This window comes from Nocardioides sp. P4_G10 (assembly GCF_056401175.1).
Genome location: NZ_JBFUJV010000022.1, coordinates 11,984 through 33,952 on the forward strand (window position 1 = coordinate 11,984; position 21,969 = coordinate 33,952).

Below are 21,969 nucleotides of genomic sequence, written 5' to 3' on the forward strand. Positions count from 1 at the left end.
CATGCACTGGACGTTGGACCATTCCTCGACGCAGCGGCTGCAGGACCAGGTGGCCGCCTGCGTCGTCCGCGGCCTGCACGGCGGGGAGCTGTCGGTCGGCGAGCAGCTGCCCCCCGCGGCCGAGCTGGCAGAAGCGCTGTCCGTGGACCGCAACACCGTGCTGGCTGCCTACCGTCAGCTCCGCGAGGCCGGGATCCTCGAGTTCCGCCGCGGCCGCGGGGCGCGCATCGCAGCCACCGCCGAGACAGGCGACCTCGCCCCGGTCCGGCATGCCGTCCAGGAAGCCATCGACCTCGCCAGGCGCTACGGACTGGACTCGTCCGACGTCATCACCCTCGTCAAGGAGCTGTCATGAGCACGACTGCCTACACCGGACGCGCGACCAACTGGCCGAGCGTGATCGTCAGCGGACTCCTGCTGGTCCCCCTGATCGGCCTGGCCGCCAGCAGCGGATCGGTGCCCGAGACCGTCGTCGCCTTCACCGTGATCGCGCTCGTGGGGCTCCTGGGCGAGGTGGTGACCGCCTCCGCCGTCCGCGCCTCCTGCGGCCCCCATGGCGTCAGCATCCACTGGGGGGTCCTCGGCTGGCCACGGGCGAAGTACCCCCTCGCCGCCATCGCGAACGCCTCGGTCGTCGACGTTCCGTGGTGGGCCGTGAGCTACGGCTTCTGGTGGACCCCCGGACGGACCGTCTGCACCGTGCGGACAGGCCCGGCCCTGCGCCTCCACCTGGTCAACGGCCGCACGGTCACCGTCACGGTTCCCGACCCGCACACGGCGTTGGCTGCCCTCCGCATCGCCGGCACCGCCTCCCGCGGTCCCGCTACTGAGCGCTGAACCACCTGCCGAGGAACGGGACACGACGTACGACGAGCTGGTCGAGCAGGAGCACGACGAGCAGGGTGACGCCGAAGAAGGGCAGGAGGACGCCGAGGGCGATCAGCCCCACCAGCAGCCACGGAGACGCCGCGATCGGCATCCGTCCGCGCGGGGCTCCCAGGCCGGCGCCACGGCGACGCCGTCGCCACCACATCAGTGGCCCGGTGACGCAGGAAGCAATGACGAGGGCGCACATGGCGGCAGCTGCCCAGAACGAGACGAGGCCGAGCGAGCGGCCTTCGTGCCACCCGATTCCCTGGGAGACGACCTTCGCCAGGAGCGGGTAGTCGTCGTACCCGTAGGTGGAGACGACCTGTCCGCCGAACCGGTCGACGTGCACGGTCCGCTCGTCCGACGGGGCATCGAAGGCATAGCCGATGGCGGAGTACACGCCATCCTCGCCGTCGGGGAGCGCGACCGTCATCGGGTGCCTGAGTCCTTCGCCGGCGGCGACGTCGATGGCGGTGTCGACGTTGGCGACCGCTCCTTCGTGCCCTTCTGCGTCGGAGCGCGGGACCTCGGTCTTGCCGGCGCCCCAGGGCACGGCGTGGCTGTGCGGGAGGGACTCGTCCAGCGTGGATGCGGGGTCTGACTCGGCGCCGTGGTCGAGGCTCCACATCGAGGTGCCCTGCTTGGTGGCGAGCTCCTGGACCTGCGCTCCCCAGAAGCCGGTCCACGGGAGGCCGGAGACGAGGAGGGTGAGCAGGCCGACGCCGGCCACTGCGCCGATGCGGGCGTGCCAGGAGCGCAGGGACGTGGGCTTCCGGGCGCGGGCGCGTCGTCCGCGCCAGAACAGGTAGTAGCCCATGAGGGCGCTGACCAGTGCCCAGCACGCACCGAGCTCCATGAGCCGGTCGCCCCAGACGCCGGACATCAGGTCTGCGTGCAGCCGAACGGCGTAGCCGCTGAGGGTGGTGTCCGGGTTCATCGAGCCCAGCACCTCGGCGCCCCACGGGTTGACGTAGATCTCACGGACCGTCCCGTCGGGCATCTCGGCGTTGATGACGGTCGGCCGCTCGGCGGAGCGGGGTTCGGCCACCGAGGTGAGGGTGGCGTCGGGGTAGGCGCGCTGCGCCGCGTCGAGCTGGGCGCTGTACGGCTGCTGGAAGTCCATCCCGGCGGGTTGTTCGACCTTCAGCAGGTCGGGGTGGAGCAGCGGTTCGAGCTGGAACCGGAAGAGGTAGATGAGGCCGGTGGTGGCCAGCACCAGCAGCACCGGGACGATGACGATGCTGGCGAAGAAGTGCCATCGCCACACCGCGCGGAACCATCCGCCGGAACCCGGCCGGGACCCTGTTCGTGGTGTCGTACGGCGGGCGGGCCGGGGGTCGTCGGGGTCGGTCGGTGGACGGGCGTCGAGCTGGGTCATGGGTCTCCTCGATGAGCCCGGGTCACCCTCGGTGGGGCCGGGCAGGACGGAACGCGCCGATGCCCCGGGGGCGGCGCGCGGGGCATCGCTCCAGCCGGGTGGCGGGTGGGACTTGTCAGATGGCGAGGAGGGCCGGTGGCCCGCGTCGGACGACGCTGCCGGCCGCGATGCGGGCCAGCGTGGTCCCTGCCAGCTGCGGGGCCGGGGCGCGGCCGGGCACCGGCGTCGACGGTGCCGTCGAGACGGGGAGGCGGAGCGAGCGCCAGATGTGCGTGAGCAGGGTCCACAGAGCCCGCTCCCCTGCGGCGAGCCACAGGCCGACGACGACAGCCGCGGCGAGGTGGGCGGCCATCATCCGTGCATCAGCGGGCAGCAGAGGCGGGAACAGCGGGGCGACTCCCGGCACCGCGCCGGGCGCTCCGCGCTCGAGCACGTGGCCGGCATGATGTCCCGCCATGCCCGCCATGCCCGCCATGCCCGCCATGCCTCCGGTGGCCGAGCCGGCCACTGCGGGCGCAGACACTGCGGTGAGGACGTGGTGCGCGACGAGCTGACCGCCAGCCGTCAGCAGCACGACGCGCAAGGTGGACGCCGGCCCGGCCAGGAACGTCGCGCTGGCCGCGGTGAGGCCTAGGACGAGGAACGCCAGCACCGGAAGCGAGGGGGCGGGACCTCCCGCCTGGACGTGTGCCCCGACAGCCAGGAGGGTCGCGACCGTCGCGACCGTCCCGGCGCGGGTCCAGCGCAGCCAGGGTGCCGCGGTCTCCATTCCGGGAGTCTCCCACGACCTGCCGGCTCACCGGCGAGCACGAAGCCCGTCAGGACGGTGCCGAAGCGTCCATCACGCCGCAGATCCTCGGAGGCAGGTGCACACATGGACTGTCGGCGAGCTCCCGTCGCGGGCCAAATGCAATCAGAGGCGGCTTCCCGGATCTCTCCGGAAACCGCCTCTGACTGCTGTTCCTACTTTGTAGCGGGGGCAGGATTTGAACCTGCGACCTCTGGGTTATGAGCCCAGCGAGCTACCGAGCTGCTCCACCCCGCGTCGGTGAACAGAACATTACAGGGGTGGGCGGCCGCGCCCAAATCGGGGTCAGCCGATCTGGCGCACGGCTTGGTCGACGAGCCGGCGTCCCTGCTCCATCAGCCGGGCCCACCGCACCGTGTCCCCCTGGCGCTGGGCCTCGTCAGCCTGGGCGAACTTGTCCTTTGCCTGCTGCAGCAGCTCCGCGACAGTGGCCTCTTCCCCAGGCTGCTGTGTCGGCTGCGAGCCCGGCGACTGCGACGGCTCGGCGCTGGGCCCGTCGGTCGGGCTGGGCTCGTCCGTGGGTTGCGGGGACTGGTTCTGGTCCCGTCCGCCGTCGTCGGCGAAGATCAGCGAGTCGGCAATTGCTCCGCGCAGGGTCTCGCCGATGCCGACGTTGCCCTCGTAGGAGACCAGCACGAAGCGCAGGATCGGGAAGTTCGACTCGCCGGCCCGGCGCGTGTAGACCGGTTGCACGTACATGAACGTGTCGCCGATCGGCAGCGTCAGCAGGTTGCCGGGCACGCGGTCGGCGTCGCCGGTCGTGTAGGGCAGGAGCGCCTGGCTGACGTCCTCGTTGGTGGCGAACGTGTTGGCGATCTGCAGCGGACCACCCGACGGCTCGTTGGGCAGCTGCAGCACCGAGACCTTGCCGTAGTCGGAGCTGGTCGCGTCGCTGTTGACCGCCATGTAGGCCGCGAGGTTGTTCTCCTTGCGCCGCGGCACGTAGACGGACGTCAGCGACCACGTCTCGCCGTCGCCGGTGTCGGTGAAGAGGCGGTACGGCGGCTGCAGGCGGGTGGTGCGCTGCGGGTCGCTCGGGACCTCCCAGCGGCTCGAGCCCTCGAACCACGCCGACGCCGAGGTCTCGTGGTAGCGCTGGAACTGGAAGCGCTGGGCCTTGAAGAAGTCCTCGGGGTAGCGCAGGTGCTCGGTCAGCGCGTCGGGGATGTCCTCCTTCGGCTGGACGACGTCGGGGAAGACCTCCTCCCACGCCTGGAGGATCGGGTCCTCCTCGTCCCACTCGTAGAGCGTCACCGTGCCGTCGTAGGCGTCGACCGTGGCCTTCACCGAGTTGCGGAGGTAGTTGATCTCGTCGGTCGGCAGCGTCTGGAAGCCGGTGTTCTCCTGCAGGGAGTCRTCGGTCATCTCCTCCAGCGACTCGCGCTGGGAGAGCGGGTACTTGTCGGTGACCGTGTAGCCGTCGAGGATCCACTGGATCCGCCCGTCAACCACGGCCGGGTAGGGGTCGGAGTCGACGGTCAGCCACGGGGCGACCTTCTCGACCATCTGGCGCGGGTTGCGGTCGTAGAGGATCTTCGAGTTCTCGTGCACGCGGCTCGACAGCAGCAGGTTGGGCTCGCTGAAGCGCACCGCGTAGAGCAGCTGGCTGAAGATGTTGCCGATCGGGACGCCGGCCTTGCCGTCGTACGTCGTCGCGACCTCGTCCTCGCTGCGGTCGCCGCGCGGCAGGTCGAACTCGACCGGCGCCCCGCCAGGACGTTGGCCGACGATGCTGTAGCTGGGGCTCTGCTCGCCGAAGTAGACGCGCGTCTCGTAGCCGTCCTCGCCCGCGAGGCGGGTCAGCGCGTCCTCGTCGGCCTCCTGGCCCTCGGCCCACTGGATACCGGTCTGCTGGACCGAGTCGTCCTCGGGTCGCTGGTTGGCGTAGGCCGCGATCACACCGTTGCCGTGGGTGTAGGCGGTGTGGAGGTTCGACCAGTTCTGGTCGCCCTCGGCGAGGCCGCTCTGGTCGAGCTCGCGCACGCCCAGCACCACGGCACGGTCCTTGCCGTCGAACTCGTAGCGGTCCACGTCCAGCACGTTGGGCACCGAGTAGTACGCCCGGACCTGCTGCTGCTGCTCGAAGATCTCGCTCACGATCTGCGGGTCGACCAGGGGGATGCCGTCCGTCGTGTCGTCGAGCACCTCGAGCTCGTCGTCACCGGTGACGGCCGTGCCGCCCACGTCGCGGACATCGATCTGGTCGAGCTGGTAGGCCGCGCGGGTCGCGTCGATGTTGGCCTTGATGTAGGGGCCCTCGCGGTCCGGCACGTTGGGGTTGACCCGGATCGCCTGGACGAGCGTCGGGACGATGAGGCCGAGGATGATCGCGGAGAGCGCGAACAGGGCGACGCCGACCGACGGCAGCAGCCAGGTGCGACGCCAGATGTTGGCGAGGAACAGCAGGGCGCAGACGATCGCGATGCCGGCGAGGATCTCCTTGGCGGGCAGCACGGCCTTGTCGTCGGTGTAGCCCATGCCGGTGAAGATCGAGCCGGAGTTGGTGACCAGGTCGAAGCGGTCGAGCCAGTAGTCCACGGCCTTGGCCAGCACGAAGAGCGCCAGCAGCGCGGAGACCTGGATCTGCGCGGCGCTGGTGAGCCGCTCGCCGGGACGGGCGGAGAGCCGGATGCCGCCGAAGAGGTAGTTCATCAGCAGCGAGGCAATGAGGCCGACGACGGCGAGGGCCATCACGAAGTCGACGATGTAGTGCCAGAACGGCAGGTCGAAGACGTAGAAGCCGACGTCCTTGTTGAAGTAGGGGTCGCTCGTGCCGAACTCCTTGCTGTGCCGCCACAGGGAGTAGCTGCGCCACTGACCCGACGCCGACGCACCGGCGAAGAGGCCCATCACGGCGGCAGCCACACCGATGACCCAGCCCATGCGCGGCGCGAGGAGCTGGCGGTAGCGGTCCATCCCGTCGTCGGGCATCCCCGGCATACCGGGCCACAGGACGGGCCGGTAGCGGTAGGCCATCGCCATCGCCACCGCGACGACGGCGGCCATCAGCCCGGCGAAGACGAAGAACAGCCCGATGCGGGTGAGCAGGAGCGTCGTGAAGACCTCCTGGTAGCCGACGGAACCGAACCACAACCGCTCGGTCCAGAAGGACGCGAAGGCGCTGAGCAGCATGAAGCCGAGGACGAGCACGATGGCCGTGATGACGAGCGCGCCGGGGCGGCGTGACGCGGTCGCCGGACGCGCGCCGCCCGATCCTCCGTTGCCCCCGGGCCGCTGGGGGCCGTCGGGTCCGGTGGGTCCGCTGGGTCGGTCGAAGGGATTGCTCATGGCCTCAGGGGTTCTCGTCGGGGCGGGGCTGGGTGTCGTGGGACGGGTCGTGCAACGTCGCGTGGAGGAGGTCGAGGAGACCGGGGACCAGCTCGGTGCCGTTGACCACCGACTGCTCGTCGTCGTGAGCGCGCAGGCGCAGGGCGCAGTACGACGCACCGGCGCGGGTCACGCCGGCGACCATCCGCACCTCCTGGCGATCGGGGTGCTCGCGTGCGAACAGCTCCGCCGCGGTGGGCTCGTCGGGGATCTCGTCGTCGATGGCGGGCGGGAGCACGAGCCGCTCGATGACGGCGGCGCACCCGGCGACGCTCTCGGGCCAGGCAATGGTGTGCAGCGCGTCCTCGAGCACCTGGCCGGGCGGCAGCCCGTCCTGCTCGATGGGCGTGAACGACCCGTCGGCGCCCGGGCCGTCGATCGCCATCGCCGCAGCGAGCGCCGGCTCCTGGGCCACGAGCGTCGCGGTGTCGACGAGGGCGTACAGCCGGGCCGGCTGGTCCCACCCCTCCTGGGCGACGTGCGCCTCGATCTCGAGGACCGCCGCCGCCAGGGCCGGGTCCTCGGGGAGCGCGTCGGGAGCGCCGGGGTCGGGGACGGCGTCGGGGGTCGGGTCGGTGGGGCTCGTCATGAGGCGGTCTCCTCGCAGCTGGGGAGGACGGCGTCGGGGTCGGCGACCCAGTCGTCCAGGGTCTTCACGGCACCGTCCATCGTGGTGGCCTTCGCCAGGCGCATGTCGCCGGGATCCACTCCCCCGATGGCGTCGCAGTTGTCGGCCGGGACGAGGAACAGCTCCGCGCCGGCGTCGCGGGCGGCGGCGATCTTCTGCTGGATGCCGCCGATCGGTCCGACCTTGCCGGCCGGCGTGATGGTGCCGGTGCCGGCGATGTCGGCGCCACCGGTCAGCGAGCCCGGGGTGAGGGTGTCGTAGATGGCCAGCGACATCATCAGCCCGGCGCTGGGCCCGCCGATGTTGTCGGCGATGTCGACGCTGACCTGGAAGGGGAAGTCGAAGCCGACGCCCGGCGTGATGCCGATGCGGAGGTCACCGTCGACCTTCTCAGGGGTCACGTCGACGGCCACCTCCTTCTTCCCACGGCGTACGACGAACGCGACCGGCTCCCCGGGCGACGCGGCGTCGACGGCGTCGACGACGTCCTCGGGGCCGGTGACCTTGGTGCCACCCACCCGCAGCAGCACGTCGCGCACCTCGAGCTTGCCGTCGGCCGGCAGGCCCGGGGTCACGTCGAGGACCTCCACGAGCGGGTCGACCTTCTCGCCGAGCTGGGTCAGCGCCGCTGCGACCGCGGTGTCCTGGGAGGACACCATCGCGGCCTCGGACTGGCGGTCGCTCGACTCGTCGGTCTCCTCGGGGGCATAGATCGAGGAGCGCGGCCAGACCGCGGCGTCGGGGTCGAAGTAGGCGCGCAGGAGCTCGGGGAGGCTCACGTCCTCCTGCGGCGTGCTGACGTAGACGGTCGTCATCCGCAGCTCGCCGTCGTCGTAGTAGGCCTTGTGGCCGGCGACCTCGACGATCTCGTTGCCGGCGTTCTTGGCGAGTATGTCGACGGTCGGTCCTGGGTAGTAGGTGACGTATGGCAGGGGCACGAACGCAGCCGTCGCCCAGAGCACTGCCAGCAGGCACAGCGCGAGCAATCCCGCCCTGGTCCGCTGAGTCATGGGCGCAACTCTCTCAAACGGCGGCAACTCCGCGGCAACGCGCGTCGCTCAGGAGGCGCGTCGGGTGGCGCCGTCGCCCGGGCCGGCCCCGTGGCTGGGCCGCACGGCGATGCCGGTGCTGCGGTCGCGCACCCGTGCCGACGTACGACGTGTGCCCGCCGGCGGCTCCTTGGTGAGGGCCCGGCCGAGGCGCTCGACGGCGACGTCGCGGTCGACCTCGCCGCGGCCGTCCCGCCCGGCCCACGACACCCACGCCATCGCCGCGACGGCCACGGCGGCCGACGGCACGAGCCACAGCAGGATCTCCACAGGTCGAGGGTAGGGGCCGCGAAGGGTCCGGACCGGGAGGCCCTACGGCGTGCCGACCCACTCCTCTGTCTTGTCGTCGAAGACCTGGTGCTTCCAGATCGGCACCTCGGCCTTCAACGTGTCGATGAGGTCGCGCGAGGCCGCGAAGGCGTCGCCGCGGTGGGCCGCGGTCGTGGCGACGACGACCGCGAGGTCCCCGATCCGCAGCTCGCCCACCCGGTGCACGGCCGCGACGCCCCGGACGTCGTGGTCGGCGGCCACCTGCCGGCAGACGTCCTCGAGCCGGGCCAGAGCGGTCGGGTGCGCGGAGTAGTCGAGCGCCGTGACGCCCTTCCCGCCGTCGTGGTCGCGGACCTGGCCCACGAACAGCGTCAGGCCGCCGGCACCGTCGTCGCCGAGCGCGTCGAGGACCTCGGTCACGTCGAGCGGGGTGTCGCGGATGGCGACGAGGCGCACGGCATCGGACGAGGGGTGGCTCACCCGGCCGAGTCTAGGGGTGCCGCTGCTGGGCGCGGTGGGTACCGTGGACGTCATGAGTGACACCCCCGGTGGTCCCGGATCGTCCGGTCAGGGTCCCGACGACAACAACCCCTTCAAGGGCACGCCCTTCGAGCAGATCTTCTCCCAGATGGGCGGGTTCGGCCCGGGAGGCGGGCTGCCCGACCTCAACTCGCTGATGGCGCAGATGCAGTCCTTCTTCGCGCCGCACGACGGCCCGGTCAACTGGGAGACGGTCACCGACCTGGCCCGCCGGGCCGCGGCCCAGGAGCCCGACCCGACCGTCAGCCCCGCGCAGTCGGGCGCGGTCGCCGACGCCGTGCGCCTCGCCGACCACTGGCTCGACACCACTACCGAGTTCCCCTCGGGCGTGACCACCACCGCCGCGTGGTCGCGGGCCGAGTGGATCGTCGAGACGATCCCGGTCTGGAAGGTGCTCGTGGAGCCGATCGCCGGCTCCGCCACCCAGGCCCTGGGCCAGGCGATGCCCGAGGAGATGAAGCAGCTCGCCGGCCCCCTCATGGCGATGCTCGGCAAGGCGAGCGGCGCGATGGTCGCCTCCCAGGTCGGCAGCGGCCTGGGCGCGCTCGCCGGTGACGTGCTCAGCGCCTCCGACATCGGCCTGCCCCTCGGCCCGATCGGCAAGGCCGCCCTGCTCCCCACCAACGTCGCGGCGTTCGCCGACGAGCTGCCCGACGTCTCCGCCGACGACGTGCTGCTCTACCTCGCGCTCCGCGAGGCAGCCCACCAGCGGCTGTTCGCCGGCGTGCCCTGGCTGCGCGACCACCTCATCGGGGCGGTCTCGGAGTACGGCGCAGGCATGGACTTCGACACCTCCGGGATGGAGACCAAGCTGCGCGAGGTCGACATGACCAACCCCGAGGCCATGCAGGACGCCCTCGCGGGCGGGCTCTTCGACCCCGAGCCGTCGGTCGCGCAGAAGGCCGCGCTGGAGAAGCTCGAGGTGACCCTCGCGCTCGTGGAGGGCTGGGTCGACGAGGTCGTCAGCCAGGCCACGGCCGAGCGGATGCCCGCCGCGGCCAAGCTGCAGGAGACCGTACGCCGCCGGCGCGCCGCGGGCGGACCGGCCGAGCAGACCTTCGCCACCCTCGTCGGCCTCGAGCTGCGGCCCCGCCGACTCCGGGACGCGTCGGTCCTCTGGGGCTCGCTCCGCACGCGCCAGGGTGCCGAGGCTCGCGACGGGGTCTGGATGTCGCCACACCTGCTGCCCACCGCCGCCGACCTCGACGACCCCCTGGGCTTCCGGGAGGACTCGGTGACGCCCGGCGAGCTGTCCGAGGAGGAGTTCGACGCCGGCCTGCGCGACCTGCTCGACGGCGGCGACAGCGGCACCCGCCCCGCCGAGTGACGCTCCACGCGAGCGCCGTCGCCACGCTGTCGCGCTGGGTCGCGCCGACGCCTGAGCAGGGCGCCCTCCGCGACCGCTACCTCGCGCACCTGGCCGCGCACCCCGACGGCCTGGCCAAGGCATGCTTCCCCGACCACCTCACCGCCGGCGCGATCGTCGTCTCCCCCGACGCAGGCGCGGTGCTCCTCAACCACCACCGCAAGGCCGACGCGTGGCTGGCCTTCGGCGGCCACCTCGAGCCCGGCGACGCCTCGCTGGCCGGCGGCGCCCGGCGCGAGCTGGTGGAGGAGTCCGGGCTGACGTCGTTCGACTTCGACGAGGCGCCGCTGTCGCTCGACGAGCACGCGGTCGAGTTCTGCTCCGACCGCGGCACCGTCCACCACCTCGACGTGCGGTTCCTGGCCACCGCCGAGCCGGACGCCGCCCACGCCACGAGCGAGGAGTCGCTCGACGTGCGCTGGTGGCCGGTCGACGCGTTGCCGGCGACGTTCGACGACATGTACGTCCTCATCGAGGCCGCAGTCGCGCGGGTGCGTCAGTCCTCGGCTCAGTCCTCGTCGACGCCCGGGGGCGGCTCGAGCCGGGCGGCCGCGGAGTAGCCCTCGAGGTAGCCCTTGGCCTTGTCCGCACGGGGGTAGCGGTCGACCCACGCCCAGAACGCCGGCGTGTGGCCCGACTCGAGCAGGTGGGCCAGCTCGTGGACGAGCACGTAGTCCACGACCCAGCCGGGGACCTTCTGCAGCCGGTCGCTGAGCCGGATGGTGCGGTCGCCGGGGGTGCACGAGCCCCAGCGGGCGTTCTGGTTGGTCACCCAGCGCACCGAGGCAGGGACCGCGAGGCCCCCGAGGTAGAGGTCGTTGAGCTTGGCGGCGCGAGCCACGAGGTCGTCGTCGGAGCGCAGCCGGCGCTTCTCCTGCCGCTCGATCCGCGCGACCATGTCGGCGACCCACGTCGCCTCGTCGCGCTTGCTCATGGCGGCCGGGATGAGCACGACGATGCGGTCGCCGTCGCGGTAGGCCGAGACCGTCCGGCGGCGGCGGCGCGAGCGGCGCACCTCCACGTCGGGCGGGCTGGCCGGGGTGCTCATGTGCCGAACCTAGCCCCCGGCACCCACACTCGGGGGTGGACTCGCGGGGGCGGAACCACGCTCAGAGCCGGGCCGCGGCCCACTCGAGCAGCCGGTCGCGCTCCCAGGTGGTGACGATCCGGTCGGGGTCGATCCCGGCCTCGGTGGCGCGGGCGGCGCCGTAGTCGAGCATGTCGAGCTGGCCGGGCGCGTGGGCGTCGGAGTCGATGGAGAACAGGCACCCGAGGTCGCGGGCGAGCTCGAGCAGCCTGGTGGGCGGGTCGCGGCGCTCGGGCCGCGAGTTGATCTCCACGGCCACGCCCTCCTCCGCGCAGGCGGTGAACACCGCCTTCGCGTCGAACTGGCTCTGCGGACGCACGCCCCGGTTGCCGGTCACCAGGCGGCCGGTGCAGTGGCCGAGGACGTTGGTGTGCGGGTTGCGGACCGCGGCGACCATCCGCTTCGTCATCGGTGCGGCGTCCATCTTGAGCTTGGAGTGCACCGAGGCGACGCGGACGTCGAGCCGGCCCAGCATCTCCGGGGTCTGGTCGAGCGACCCGTCGTCGAGGATGTCCACCTCGATCCCCTTCAGCAAGGTGAACGACCCGCCGAGGTGCTCGTTGACGGCGTCCACGACCCCGAGCTGGCGCGTCAGCCGCTCGGCGCTCAGCCCGTTGGCCACCCGCAGCCGTGGGCTGTGGTCGGTGAGCACGAGGTAGTCGTGGCCCAGCTCCATGGCCGTCATCGCCATCTCCTCCAGCGGCGAGCCGCCGTCGGACCAGTCGGAGTGGGAGTGCAGGTCGCCCCGCAGCCTGGCCCGCAGCTCCTCCCCGCCACGCGCCAGGGGCCCGGCGGTCGCCTCGAGCTTGACGAGGCGCTCAGGGACGACCCCGTTGCACGCGTCGGTGATGGCGGCAGCGGTGCTGGGGCCGATGCCGGTCAGCTCGGTGAGCGTCCCGTCGGCCGCGCGTCGGCGTACCTCGTCCTCGGGCAGCGGCAGGATCGTGCGCGCCGCCTTGCGGAAGGCCTCGATCCGGCGGGTCTCCTCGCGCTGGCGCTCCATCAGGAACGCGATGCGTCGCAGGGTCGCCACGGGACCGCGGTGGGTGCCCGCCGTCGACTCCTCGCCCAACTTCTTCTCCTCCACAGCCCCGTCGCGGGTGAAACCGCTGGTCACCGCACAGTACGGCGCTCGCGCCGGGCGTGTCGCGCACAGGGTCCTCCCCACGCGCGACGGCTTCGTCCACGCCCGAGGGACCGCGGTGCACACCGTCTCCACAGGCCTGTCCACAGGGGTGGACACCCACCCGTTGACCGCGCGGGTGGCCGGCCCTAGGTTTGCGCCCAGAAGGGCCCCACGGCTCCTCGACGCCAGCTGGGGAAGGCAGGCGTCGGAGGGCTGCGGGGCCCCTTCTTCGTTCCCCCGCCGGGGGCCTCGCGCCGGTCAGCGCCCGCGGAACTCCGGGGACCGCTTCTCCTTCGCGGCCGCGATGCCCTCCTGCAGGTCGGCGGTCGCGAGCGTCATCGGCTGGGCGAGCGCCTCCCACTGGAGCGCGGCCTCGAAGTCGGCGTGGCCACCGTCGGCGAGCGCGATCTTGGTCAGGCGCGCCGCGATCGGGGCGGTCGCCGCGATGCCGGCCGCCGTCTCGAGCACCTCGTCGAGGAAGGACCCCTTGTCGATGACGCGCGAGACCAGCCCGAGCCGCAGCGCCTCCTCGGCCTCCACGACGCGGCCGGTGAGGAGCAGGTCGCGAGCGTGGGCGGGGCCGACCACGTCGGGCAGCAGCCAGGTGCCGGCCATGCCGGCGTGCATGCCGAGCTTGTTGAAGGGCACGCCGAGCTTGGCGCCGTCCGCGGCGTAGCGGATGTCGCAGGCGAGGGCGAGGCACAGGCCGGCCCCGATGGCGGCTCCGTTGACGGCAGCGATGGTGGGCACCTCGAGGCGCCGGATCGACAGCCAGGCCCGGTAGAACGGCAGCATGCGGGACCGCAGCCGGTCCACGCTCGCGTCGGGCTCGCTGGCGATCCACGAGGTGTTGCCACCGGAGCAGAAGGCGCTCCCCTCCCCCGTCACCACGACCGCGCGCACGGACGGGTCGGCGGCTACCTGATCGATGGCCGCGACCCACGACGAGGTCATCTCGTCGCTCATCGCGTTGCGCATCCCGGGGTTGTCGAGGGTCAGCAGGACGACCCCCTCGGAGGGGCGCTCGAGGCGGAGGTGGGCGAGGTCTGCAGAGGTCTCTGGCATGGCCCGAGGGTACTGATCCCGCTGAGCGTGAAATGACCCGGATTCACGCTCAGCGCGTGTGGTGCGTGAGCGTGGCTCACGCGTGGCGTAGGGTCGTCGGCGGAGTGCTGGCAACCGTCGGCTCTCCCCGGCGGGCTTCCCCGAGAGACTTCCCCGTCGCGACGACCAAGAAAAACAAGCAAGGAGGCCGTCATGGCGGAGACCTGGAGCGGTGAGTTCTACTGCGTCAAGTGCAAGGAGAAGCGCGAGGCGGAGGGCGAGATCAAGGTCAACGACAAGGGCACCAAGATGGCCAAGGGCGTCTGCCCGGTCTGCGGCACCAACTTGAACCGCATCCTCGGCAAGGCGTGAGCCTCAGCTCTTGAGCTCATGGCAGCGGCGTCACCCCTCGGGTGGCGCCGCTGCTGCGTCTGCTGCTGCTTCTGGTGGTGGTGCGCCCTGTGGACGACGGCCCGCGCCCGTCGCCGTCGTGGCACCGTCGGAGGGTGCCCACCCGCCCCGTCCCCCCGTCGTACGCCGGCGGCACACGCGCGCAGCTCGACTGCCCTGACGCCTGGACCGGGACCGTCGTCGCCGCGCTCACAGCGGCCGGGGTCGTCCTCGACCGCAGCGCCCCCGTCGGGATCGCGGTGACCCCCGCACGCCTGGTCTCGGCCACGGTCGACGCGTGGTGCGTCGACTCGCTGCCCCACGTGCTGGTGGGCGTGCAGCCCTACGCCGTCGACGTCGGCCCGTGGATCGCGCCCGGCGTCGGACCGTGCGCACGGTGCGTGGCCGCCGCGGTGCTCGACGAGGGCGATCGCGCTGCACCGGGAGCGGTCCCGAGGCCGTTGCTCGCGCTCGCCGCCGGAGCGGTCGCCCGCGACCTCGCCTCATGGTCGCGGAGCGAGCTGCCGCACACGTGGCTCACGTCGTGGCGCGTCGACCACGACCCGGTGCCGGCCGCGCGACGCTGGCAGCGCCACCCCTACTGCGGGTGCGCCTGGTTCGACGCGGGGTTCGACGCCGGCTGACCGGGTCGGGTCACCACCACTCGCTGTCGAGCTTGCTCTCCATCGCCCTCAGGTGGGTGCGCGAGCAGGTGTCGCAGTAGGCGCGCCGCCGGCCGTTCTCGACCGAGGTCGTCCACGTGAGGGTCTCCCCCTCGGGTGCCTGGGTGCCGCAGAAGTCGCACGTCACGAGGTCGCTCACGCCTCGAGGCTACCCCCGAGCGACGCGGCCGCGAGGGGGCCGGACCTCCGGGAAATGGCAGCGAGCCGGTACGTCGTCACGGTGACGACGTACCGGCTCGCTGTGTGTGCTCACCCGCGATCAGGGCGAGAGCCGTCCCGAGGCCAGGTCGGCCTCGGAACACGTCAGATCGCGCGAGCGAGGGCGAGACGCGCCTGCTGCGCGGCCTGCTCGGCCTTGCGGCTCATACGACGGGCCAGGGCCAGCTGGTGGCCTCGCCGCAGTTCGTGCGCCTCTCCCAGGCGCGCGGTCATTTGCGCGCGTGCGAGTTCTTCATGCATGAGATTCATGTCGTTTCGTCCATTTCGGTAGGTCTTCATGGCTGATGTGTTCCTGTACTTCTCCGGAGGTGGTGGAGCGGTGGCGCCTACGCGGCGGCCCCGTCCTTCTGGTTCTGGCCGGCCTGAGCGGCGACCTGCTCGGACTTGCGGGGCCGGCCTCGCGGCCGCTTGCGCGGGATCACCACGCCCTGGAGGAAGAGCTCGCCTCCCCAGACGCCCCACGGCTCACGCCGCTCGAGGGCTCCGTCGAGGCACAGCGCCTGCACGGGGCAGTCGATGCAGAGGGCCTTGGCCTGCTCCACGTCCGCGGGGGACTCGGCAAACCACAGCTCTGCGTCGTTGACGCGGCAGGGCAGCAGCTCCTCATTCACTCCGGCAGCTGCGTCGTGCAGGGCTCCGAGCGGGGCCTGGGGCTCCACCTCGGTCTTGTCGGCAGCTCGGTTGCGGTCGAGAACGCTGATGGTCATGTTGTTCACCTCCTTCTCGTTGACCTGATCGCGGTGTGTGACTCACTGGGACAAACAGAAAGGCCGCGGATCCCGGGTTTCGGGTTCCGCGGCCTGGAGGCTGCCGATGCGAGTTGTCTCAACTCGTCGGTGGACTCCAGGCGGGAAGACCCGGGAAGACGCCCTTGACGCGCTCGATGGACACAGCGGTCCCCTGGAGCGCAGCTGCAACATCGACACCGAGGACGCGCACATCAGTGGCGCAGCGGTGGCCTGCAGCGGGCATGCCGAAGGACGGCGTCCAAGCCGTCATGGTCTTCGTGTAGTTCTCCATGGGGGCCACCTCCTTCGGGGCGTCGGGCGCGGATCGTTGTCAGCGATCCCATGCGCGGGTTGTTGTGAAAAGGAACGTTAGACCCCTCACATCGTCAGGGGCAAACCATTTAATGGGTATTACCGAGATTTCTTTTCCCGAGCGCCCTTCGGCGCCCGTGCGCACCGTCAGTCGCCGGCTGCGGCGACCAGCGCGAGCACCTCGTCGCCGTACTTGGCGATCTTGCTCGGGCCGACGCCGCTGATCTTGCGCAGGCCCGTCTCGTCAGTGGGGACGTGCTCCGCGATCAGCTGCAGGGTCGCGTCGGTGAACACCACGAACGCCGGCACGCTGTCCTCCGCGGATCGCGCCAGGCGCCACTCCCGGAGCCGCTCGAAGAGCGCCTCGTCGTAAGAAGCGGGGCAGTCGGCGCAGCGGCCGATCTTCTTCTCCGACGCCGTCGACAGCGCCTTGCCGCACTCGCGGCAGTGCATCGCGGCGCGGTTGCGCTTGGTGCGCTCGCGCCGCTGCGCGGACACGCCGGGCACGCCGTCGAGCAGGGGCGCGAGGAACGGCGAGCTGCCGCGCGTCGAGCGGCCGCCCGGTTCCCGGGCGGTGGCCCACGACACGGTGAGCTCGTCGCGGGCGCGGGTCATCGCGACGTAGAGGAGGCGGCGTTCCTCCTCGATCTCGGCGGGCGTCTGCGCCTGCGAGATCGGCATCATCTTCTCGTGCATGCCGGCCACGAAGACGGCGTCCCACTCCAGGCCCTTGGCGGAGTGGATCGTCGCGAGGGTGACGGCGTCCGCCACCGGCGCGTGCTGCTCGCTGGCGCGACGGTCGAGGTCGTCGACGAAGTCGCCGACGCCCGCCTCGGGACGCTCGCGGCCGAAGTCGGCCGACAGGTCGACGAGCGCCTGCAGGGACTCCCACCGGTTGCGGACCTCTCCCCTGCCCTCGGGCGGCTCGGTGGAGTGGCCCATCTGCGAGAGCACGGCCACCACAGCCTCGGACACCGGGCCGGACGCCTCGCCCGAGCGGGCCGCGCCCCGGACGAGGGTGATCGCCTGCCGCACCTCGGGACGGTCGAAGAACCGCGCGGCGCCGCGTACGACGTAGGGGATCCCGCGAGCCGCGAGGGCCTCCTCGAAGCGCTCGGACTGGGCGTTGATGCGCAGCAGCACGGCCATCCGGCTGGCCGGGGTGCCGGAGGCGCGCAGGGCGGTCACCCGGTCGGCGACGGCCTCGGCCTCGGCAACCTCGTCGGTGGCCTCGCGCCACGTGATGCGAGCGCCGGCGGGACGCTGGGCGACGAGGTCGACACCCTTGCTGGGCGTGCCGGCGAGCAGCTGGTTGGCCGCGGCGACGACCTCGGGGGTCGAGCGGTAGTTGCGGACCAGGTCGACGCTCGTGGCGGAGGGGAAGCGCTGGGTGAACTCACGCAGGTAGCGCGCGTCGGCACCGGCGAAGGAGTAGATCGTCTGGGCGGGGTCACCCACGACGCACAGCTCGTCGCGCCCGCCGAGCCACAGGTCGAGCAGGGCGTGCTGGAGCGGTGAGACGTCCTGGAACTCGTCGACGACGAACCACTTGTACTGGCGGCGGACCTGGGCGGCCACCGCCTCGTTGTCGGCGAGGAGCCCGGCGCCGAACAGCAGCACGTCCTCCATGTCCATCCGGCCCTGGCCGCGCTTGACCTCCTCGTAGGCGTCGAAGGCGCGGGCCACGACCTCGGGGTCGAGGTTGGACACCGCACGGCCGCGGGCGCGGGCGATCGCGGCGTAGCTGTCGGGGCCGACGTTGGAGACCTTGGCCCACTCGATCTCGCTGGCGAGGTCACGCAGCGTGGCCTGGTCGACGCCGAGCCGCTGTCGTCGCGCGGCGAGTGCGAGCATCGCCAGCTTGGACTGGACGAGCTCGGGCAGCTCGCGCTGGTGGACCCGCGGCCAGAAGAACCGCAGCTGGCGCAGCGCGGCGGAGTGGAAGGTCCGCGCCTGCACCCCCGGCGCCCCGAGGGCGCGCAGCCGCTCCCGCATCTCACCCGCCGCGCGGGTCGTGAACGACAGCGCCAGCACCTCGGTGGGCGCGTAGACGCCCTGGCTGACGCCGTGGGCGATCCGGTGGGTGACCGCGCGGGTCTTGCCGGTGCCGGCGCCGGCCAGGACCCGCACCGGTCCGCGCAGCGCCTCGGCGACCTGTCGCTGCTCGGGGTCGAGCGCTTCGAGCAACGGAACAACTCCTGCGACGTCGTGGTTGGGGCTGGTGGAGGGTGGCGACCACCCTCCTCCTCAACCCTAGACGCCGGAGGGGACACTCGATCCATGACCTTCACGATGTTCAGCACCCCGTGGTGCGGTTACTGCCACCGCCTCAAGAGCCAGCTCGACCGCGAGGGCATCGAGTTCTCGATGGTCGACATCGAGCAGCAGCCCGAGGCCGCGCTCACCGTCGAGCAGGCCAACGGCGGCAACCAGACCGTGCCCACCCTGCTCTTCTCCGACGGCAGCACGCTGACGAACCCGTCGGTGGCGCAGGTCAAGGAGAAGCTGGCCGCGATCTCGTGACGCTGGCGTGGAGCTCGCACCACGCCGGGGTTAGCCTGACGTCGTGTCACTGCTGAACTCGATCGACCGCGACCACGTCCTCACCGCGATGGAGACCTGGGACGCCGCGGGTGGGGCCAACTACATGCTCGTGCGCGGCGGAGTGTCGACGCACGTGCTGATGCACCACGGCAAGGAGTACGACGCCGCGGCGATCGCCGGCATCGCGCACGGTCTCGCGACCGGGCGCACCCTCACCCCCGCCGACATCCCCGGTGGCGGTGCCGGAGCGAGCAAGCACCTCGTGCGGCTCGGCTTCGACATCCGCGACGACTCCCCGCCGGCTCCCCAGCGGGTGCCGGGCACGCGCTCGACCACGCCTCGTACGCCGCGAGCGACCACGACGCGTGCGACGACGTCGCGCCCGCGTGTCGCGGCCAGCGACCGGGTCGACAAGCTGTGCCCGACCTGCTTCCTCGCGCTGCCCGCCACGGGCATCTGCGACAACTGCGCCTGAGCGGCGTCGACCTCAGTCCCAACCGGGGCCGTCGAGCGGGCGGCCGAACCAGCTCTCGATGAGCGAGGACGAGATCGAGATGCCGCGGGGCACCACGAGCTCGCCCGACCGGCCGGCGGCCTCGAAGGCGGCGCGTGTCCACCACCGCGCCTCCTCGATCTCCGCGCCGTCGACGTCGATGTCGGTGGTCACGGCGCGTCCGGTGAAGCCGAGCATCAGGCTTGCCGGCAGCGGCCAGGGTTGGCTGCCGAAGTAGGCGACCTCGCCGACCTGCACGCCGACCTCTTCCATCACCTCGCGGCGCACGGCGTCCTCGAGGGTCTCCCCCGGCTCGCAGAATCCCGCGAGGGTGGACCAGCGACCGGCCGGCCAGGCGGTGTTGCGACCGAGCAGGATCGCCTCGTCCTCCCCCTCGCCGTGGGTGATGGCCATGATCACGGCCGGGTCGGTGCGCGGGAACTGGGCACGGTCGCACTGCGTGCACCGCAGCTCGTGCCCGGCCGACCGGCTGGCGAGGGGGCCGCCGCAGCGTGGGCAGAACCGCGTGGCGTGGTGCCACTCGGCCAGACCGATGGCGTGCATGACGAGCGGCGCATGCTGCGGGCTGCCCTCTGCGAGCAGGGTCAGCACCGAGCGGAGCGGCACCCACTCCTCGGCCTCGCCGGGCGCCTCGCCCGGTGCCACGATGACGGCCAGGTGCACCACGCCGTCGCTGTCACCGAGCAGCACAAGAGTGCCCTCGGGCGCCTCCTCCGGACCGACCCACCTGACGGCACCGTCGACCGGGCGGACCCGGTTGCCCGCCACGACGAGGACGCGGGTGGCGGGGTCGGCCATCTGCTCGGCGAGCCAGGCGTCGTCGGTCCGCCGGAGCCCCATCCGGTTGTGCGCGTGGGCGGAGAGGGCGACGTGCGGGAGAAGGCGTTCGGGGCTCACAGCGTCAGGCTAGCGCCGTACCTCTTTGACAATGGTTCTCATCTGTGTTGAGAATCGTTCTCATGAAGCCGACTCGTCTCCCTGTCCTGCTCGCCACCCTCGTCGTGACGGGAGCCTCCGCCTGCGGCACCGCCAGCGAGCCCGGCGGCTCGACCGACACCGAACCTGCCACCGACTCCGCGGGGGAGCCGGCGGGCACCGAGGTCGCGGCCGCGACGCCGCGCCTGGCCCTCACCCACGACGGCGGCGTGATGGTCGTCGACGTCGCCAGCGGTGAGGTCGTCRCCGACGAGGCGATGGAGGGCTTCGTCCGCGTCTCGCCCGCCGGCGACGGCCGCCACGCGCTCGTCAGCGGCAACCTGGGCTGGCACGTCCTCGACCTCGGGTCGTGGGGGCACGAGCACGGCGACCACGCGCACCACTACACAGGCGACCCCGGCCTGACCGGCGTGCTGCTCGAGGCGGCCGAGGCCGGGCACGTCGTGGCCCACGACGGCATCACCACGCTCTTCGACGACGGCACCGGCACGGTCACCGTGCTCGACCCCGACGACCTGGCGGACGGGGCACCGCAGGTGTCGACGGCCGCCGCCGACGAGGCCCACCACGGCGTCGCCGTACGCCTCGTGGACCGCAACCTGCTGCTGACCGTCGGCGACGAGGAGTCGCGATCGGGCGTCCGGCTGGTCAGCCCGTCCGGCGCGGTGCTCACCGAGACCGACGAGTGCCCCGGCGTGCACGGCGAGGCCTTCGCCGAGGACGTCGCCGTCTTCGGGTGCGAGGACGGGGCGGTCGTGGTGGACGGTCGCCAGATGACCAAGGTGGCCAGCCCGGACGCGTACGGGCGCATCGGCAACCAGGCGGGCTCGGAGGTCTCCCCGGTGCTGCTCGGCGACTACAAGACCGACCCCGACGCCGAGCTGGAGCGCCCGACGCGGGTCGCACTCGTCGACGCCCGCGACGCCTCCCTGCGCCTGGTGGACCTCGGCACGAGCTACAGCTTCCGCTCGCTCGGTCGCGGGCCGGAGGGTGAGGCGCTCGTCCTGGGGACCGACGGTGCGATCCACGTCCTCGACCCCGAGACCGGCGACCGGGTGGACGCGATCGACGTCGTCGGACGCTGGCGCGAGCCCCTCGACTGGCAGCAGCCCCGTCCGGCGCTGCACGTCGTCGGCGCGACGGCGTACGTCACCGACCCGGACCACGACCGCGTGCACGTCGTCGACCTCGACCGCGGCCGGGTCGTGTCGAGCCTCGACCTGCCGCACACGCCGAACGAGATCGTCGCCAACGCCGGCTGAGTCGCCACCGCCCCTGTCCCCGGGACTCCCTAGGCTGGGCGCCGTGAGCACCCACATCGGCGCCCAGCCCGGCGACATCGCCCCCACCGTCCTGCTGCCCGGCGACCCCCTGCGGGCCAAGTGGATCGCCGAGACGTTCCTCGACGACGCGCGCTGCTACAGCGAGGTGCGCGGGATGTACGGCTTCACCGGCAGCTGGAACGGCCACCCGGTCTCCGTGCAGGGATCCGGAATGGGCCAGCCGTCGATGGCCATCTACGTCAACGAGCTCTTCACCGACTACGACGTCCAGTCCATCGTGCGCGTCGGCTCGTGCGGCGCGGTCACCGACCGCGTCGGGGTGCGCGACGTCATCATCGCCTCCGGCGCGTGCACCGACTCCTCCATGAACCGGATCGCCTTCCACGGCATCGACTACGCCCCCGTCGCGGACTTCGGCCTGCTGCGCGGCGCGGTCGAGGCAGCCGAGGCACGCGACGGCTCGCCCTTCCACGTCGGCCTGATCTTCTCGAGCGACTCCTTCTACCCGGCCCGTCCCGAGCTGCTCGGCGAGATGGTGACGTACGGCGTGCTCGCCGTCGAGATGGAGGCCAGCGCGCTCTACACCCTCGCCGCCAAGCACGGCCGCCGCGCGCTCGCGATCTGCACCGTCTCCGACCACATCGTCACCGGCGAGGAGACCACCTCCCAGGAGCGCGAGCAGACCTTCGGCGAGATGGTCGAGATCGCACTGAACGCCGCGCTTGGGTGACGTCCTGGGCGGTGCGTGAGCCACCTTCCTCCGGGCTGGAATGTGGGTGGGACACCGCTGGTTCGCGTGTCGGCGTACGACGCGCCGGGCGGCGGTGGGTGAGGATGGTTCTCGGCGCGCGAAACCCGCCCTGGGCA

General features: G+C 72.0%; 25 protein-coding genes and 1 tRNA gene. 10 read left to right on the forward strand and 16 right to left on the reverse strand.

Annotation, left to right across the window (positions count from 1 at the left end):
* Position 1: 1 nt before the first annotated feature.
* Positions 2-355 (forward strand): GntR family transcriptional regulator, encoded by a 354-nt coding sequence (locus tag AC1DP1_RS18890; protein WP_477508150.1) that lies wholly within the window; start codon positions 2-4, stop codon positions 353-355.
* Positions 352-837 (forward strand): hypothetical protein, encoded by a 486-nt coding sequence (locus tag AC1DP1_RS18895; protein ID WP_477508151.1) that lies wholly within the window; start codon positions 352-354, stop codon positions 835-837. The genes AC1DP1_RS18890 and AC1DP1_RS18895 overlap by 4 nt, the downstream gene beginning before the upstream one ends.
* On the opposite strand, the gene AC1DP1_RS18900 is transcribed toward AC1DP1_RS18895, so the two are convergent.
* The 8 genes from AC1DP1_RS18900 to AC1DP1_RS18935 all read right to left on the reverse strand — a co-directional run bounded on the left by AC1DP1_RS18900 (position 824) and on the right by AC1DP1_RS18935 (position 8,810).
* Entirely contained in the window at positions 824-2,248 is a 1,425-nt protein-coding gene (locus AC1DP1_RS18900) for a PepSY-associated TM helix domain-containing protein (RefSeq protein WP_477508152.1), read from the reverse strand. The genes AC1DP1_RS18895 and AC1DP1_RS18900 overlap by 14 nt on opposite strands.
* A 115-nt stretch (positions 2,249-2,363) precedes the next feature.
* Positions 2,364-3,017 (reverse strand): hypothetical protein, encoded by a 654-nt coding sequence (locus AC1DP1_RS18905; protein ID WP_477508153.1) that lies wholly within the window; start codon positions 3,015-3,017, stop codon positions 2,364-2,366.
* Positions 3,018-3,219: 202 nt separating this feature from the next.
* A tRNA-Met gene (locus AC1DP1_RS18910) sits at positions 3,220-3,293 on the reverse strand.
* Positions 3,294-3,341: 48 nt separating this feature from the next.
* Positions 3,342-6,344: a UPF0182 family membrane protein gene (locus tag AC1DP1_RS18915; protein ID WP_477508154.1), complete on the reverse strand. Its 3,003-nt coding sequence runs from the start codon at positions 6,342-6,344 to the stop codon at positions 3,342-3,344.
* Positions 6,345-6,348: 4 nt separating this feature from the next.
* The gene (locus AC1DP1_RS18920) at positions 6,349-6,972 is read right to left on the reverse strand and encodes a PPA1309 family protein (protein WP_477508155.1); all 624 of its coding nucleotides are present in this window, start codon (positions 6,970-6,972) and stop codon (positions 6,349-6,351) included.
* Positions 6,969-8,021, reverse strand: a complete 1,053-nt coding sequence (locus tag AC1DP1_RS18925; RefSeq protein WP_457187840.1) for a YlbL family protein — start codon at positions 8,019-8,021, stop codon at positions 6,969-6,971. The genes AC1DP1_RS18920 and AC1DP1_RS18925 overlap by 4 nt, the downstream gene beginning before the upstream one ends.
* A 48-nt stretch (positions 8,022-8,069) precedes the next feature.
* Positions 8,070-8,330 carry a hypothetical protein gene (locus AC1DP1_RS18930; protein WP_477508156.1) on the reverse strand — a complete coding sequence of 87 codons (261 nt, stop codon included), beginning with the start codon at positions 8,328-8,330 and terminating at the stop codon, positions 8,070-8,072.
* 42 nt (positions 8,331-8,372) lie between these two features.
* A complete protein-coding gene (locus AC1DP1_RS18935) occupies positions 8,373-8,810 on the reverse strand; it encodes a molybdenum cofactor biosynthesis protein MoaE (RefSeq protein ID WP_477508157.1) in 438 nt (145 codons plus the stop codon).
* A gap of 52 nt (positions 8,811-8,862) precedes the next feature.
* Here AC1DP1_RS18935 and AC1DP1_RS18940 point away from each other — a divergent pair, with 52 nt between their 5' ends.
* Both AC1DP1_RS18940 and AC1DP1_RS18945 read left to right on the forward strand, forming a co-directional pair.
* Positions 8,863-10,197, forward strand: a complete 1,335-nt coding sequence (locus AC1DP1_RS18940; RefSeq protein WP_477508158.1) for a zinc-dependent metalloprotease — start codon at positions 8,863-8,865, stop codon at positions 10,195-10,197.
* Positions 10,194-10,796, forward strand: a complete 603-nt coding sequence (locus tag AC1DP1_RS18945; protein ID WP_477508159.1) for an NUDIX hydrolase — start codon at positions 10,194-10,196, stop codon at positions 10,794-10,796. Before AC1DP1_RS18940 ends, AC1DP1_RS18945 begins: the two co-directional genes overlap by 4 nt.
* Here the strand turns inward: AC1DP1_RS18945 and AC1DP1_RS18950 are convergent.
* The 3 genes from AC1DP1_RS18950 to AC1DP1_RS18960 all read right to left on the reverse strand — a co-directional run bounded on the left by AC1DP1_RS18950 (position 10,745) and on the right by AC1DP1_RS18960 (position 13,514).
* Positions 10,745-11,284 carry a M48 metallopeptidase family protein gene (locus AC1DP1_RS18950; protein WP_477508160.1) on the reverse strand — a complete coding sequence of 180 codons (540 nt, stop codon included), beginning with the start codon at positions 11,282-11,284 and terminating at the stop codon, positions 10,745-10,747. The genes AC1DP1_RS18945 and AC1DP1_RS18950 overlap by 52 nt on opposite strands.
* A 61-nt stretch (positions 11,285-11,345) precedes the next feature.
* On the reverse strand, positions 11,346-12,440 hold the full coding sequence (locus AC1DP1_RS18955; protein ID WP_477508161.1) for a PHP domain-containing protein: 1,095 nt from the start codon (positions 12,438-12,440) through the stop codon (positions 11,346-11,348).
* A 267-nt stretch (positions 12,441-12,707) separates the two neighbouring features.
* Positions 12,708-13,514 carry an enoyl-CoA hydratase/isomerase family protein gene (locus tag AC1DP1_RS18960; RefSeq protein ID WP_457187852.1) on the reverse strand — a complete coding sequence of 269 codons (807 nt, stop codon included), beginning with the start codon at positions 13,512-13,514 and terminating at the stop codon, positions 12,708-12,710.
* A gap of 192 nt (positions 13,515-13,706) precedes the next feature.
* Here AC1DP1_RS18960 and AC1DP1_RS18965 point away from each other — a divergent pair, with 192 nt between their 5' ends.
* Complete coding sequence (locus tag AC1DP1_RS18965; protein WP_090969683.1) at positions 13,707-13,865, forward strand: DUF5679 domain-containing protein; 159 nt, start codon at positions 13,707-13,709, stop codon at positions 13,863-13,865.
* Between the two features lie 134 nt (positions 13,866-13,999).
* Entirely contained in the window at positions 14,000-14,527 is a 528-nt protein-coding gene (locus tag AC1DP1_RS18970) for a hypothetical protein (RefSeq protein WP_477508162.1), read from the forward strand.
* A 10-nt stretch (positions 14,528-14,537) separates the two neighbouring features.
* Here AC1DP1_RS18970 and AC1DP1_RS18975 read toward each other — a convergent pair whose 3' ends face one another.
* From AC1DP1_RS18975 to AC1DP1_RS18990, 4 genes are all read right to left on the reverse strand, one after another.
* The gene (locus tag AC1DP1_RS18975) at positions 14,538-14,705 is read right to left on the reverse strand and encodes a hypothetical protein (protein WP_477508163.1); all 168 of its coding nucleotides are present in this window, start codon (positions 14,703-14,705) and stop codon (positions 14,538-14,540) included.
* 164 nt (positions 14,706-14,869) lie between these two features.
* Positions 14,870-15,064, reverse strand: a complete 195-nt coding sequence (locus AC1DP1_RS18980) for a hypothetical protein (protein WP_191195012.1) — start codon at positions 15,062-15,064, stop codon at positions 14,870-14,872.
* A 47-nt stretch (positions 15,065-15,111) separates the two neighbouring features.
* Positions 15,112-15,492: a WhiB family transcriptional regulator gene (locus AC1DP1_RS18985; protein ID WP_457187858.1), complete on the reverse strand. Its 381-nt coding sequence runs from the start codon at positions 15,490-15,492 to the stop codon at positions 15,112-15,114.
* 480 nt (positions 15,493-15,972) lie between these two features.
* On the reverse strand, positions 15,973-18,012 hold the full coding sequence (locus AC1DP1_RS18990) for an ATP-dependent DNA helicase UvrD2 (protein ID WP_477508164.1): 2,040 nt from the start codon (positions 18,010-18,012) through the stop codon (positions 15,973-15,975).
* 93 nt (positions 18,013-18,105) lie between these two features.
* Here AC1DP1_RS18990 and AC1DP1_RS18995 point away from each other — a divergent pair, with 93 nt between their 5' ends.
* On the forward strand, positions 18,106-18,348 hold the full coding sequence (locus AC1DP1_RS18995; protein ID WP_300050907.1) for a mycoredoxin: 243 nt from the start codon (positions 18,106-18,108) through the stop codon (positions 18,346-18,348).
* A 43-nt stretch (positions 18,349-18,391) separates the two neighbouring features.
* On the forward strand, positions 18,392-18,844 hold the full coding sequence (locus AC1DP1_RS19000; RefSeq protein WP_457187863.1) for a ScoMcrA-related endonuclease: 453 nt from the start codon (positions 18,392-18,394) through the stop codon (positions 18,842-18,844).
* A gap of 12 nt (positions 18,845-18,856) precedes the next feature.
* Here the strand turns inward: AC1DP1_RS19000 and nudC are convergent, their stop codons facing one another.
* Positions 18,857-19,780: an NAD(+) diphosphatase gene (gene nudC / locus AC1DP1_RS19005; protein WP_477508165.1), complete on the reverse strand. Its 924-nt coding sequence runs from the start codon at positions 19,778-19,780 to the stop codon at positions 18,857-18,859.
* A 62-nt stretch (positions 19,781-19,842) separates the two neighbouring features.
* Between nudC and aztD the strand changes: the two genes are divergently transcribed.
* The gene (gene aztD / locus AC1DP1_RS19010) at positions 19,843-21,081 is read left to right on the forward strand and encodes a zinc metallochaperone AztD (protein ID WP_477508166.1); all 1,239 of its coding nucleotides are present in this window, start codon (positions 19,843-19,845) and stop codon (positions 21,079-21,081) included.
* A 43-nt stretch (positions 21,082-21,124) separates the two neighbouring features.
* Positions 21,125-21,832, forward strand: a complete 708-nt coding sequence (gene deoD, locus AC1DP1_RS19015; protein ID WP_477508167.1) for a purine-nucleoside phosphorylase — start codon at positions 21,125-21,127, stop codon at positions 21,830-21,832.
* The last annotated feature ends 137 nt before the right edge of the window (positions 21,833-21,969 follow it).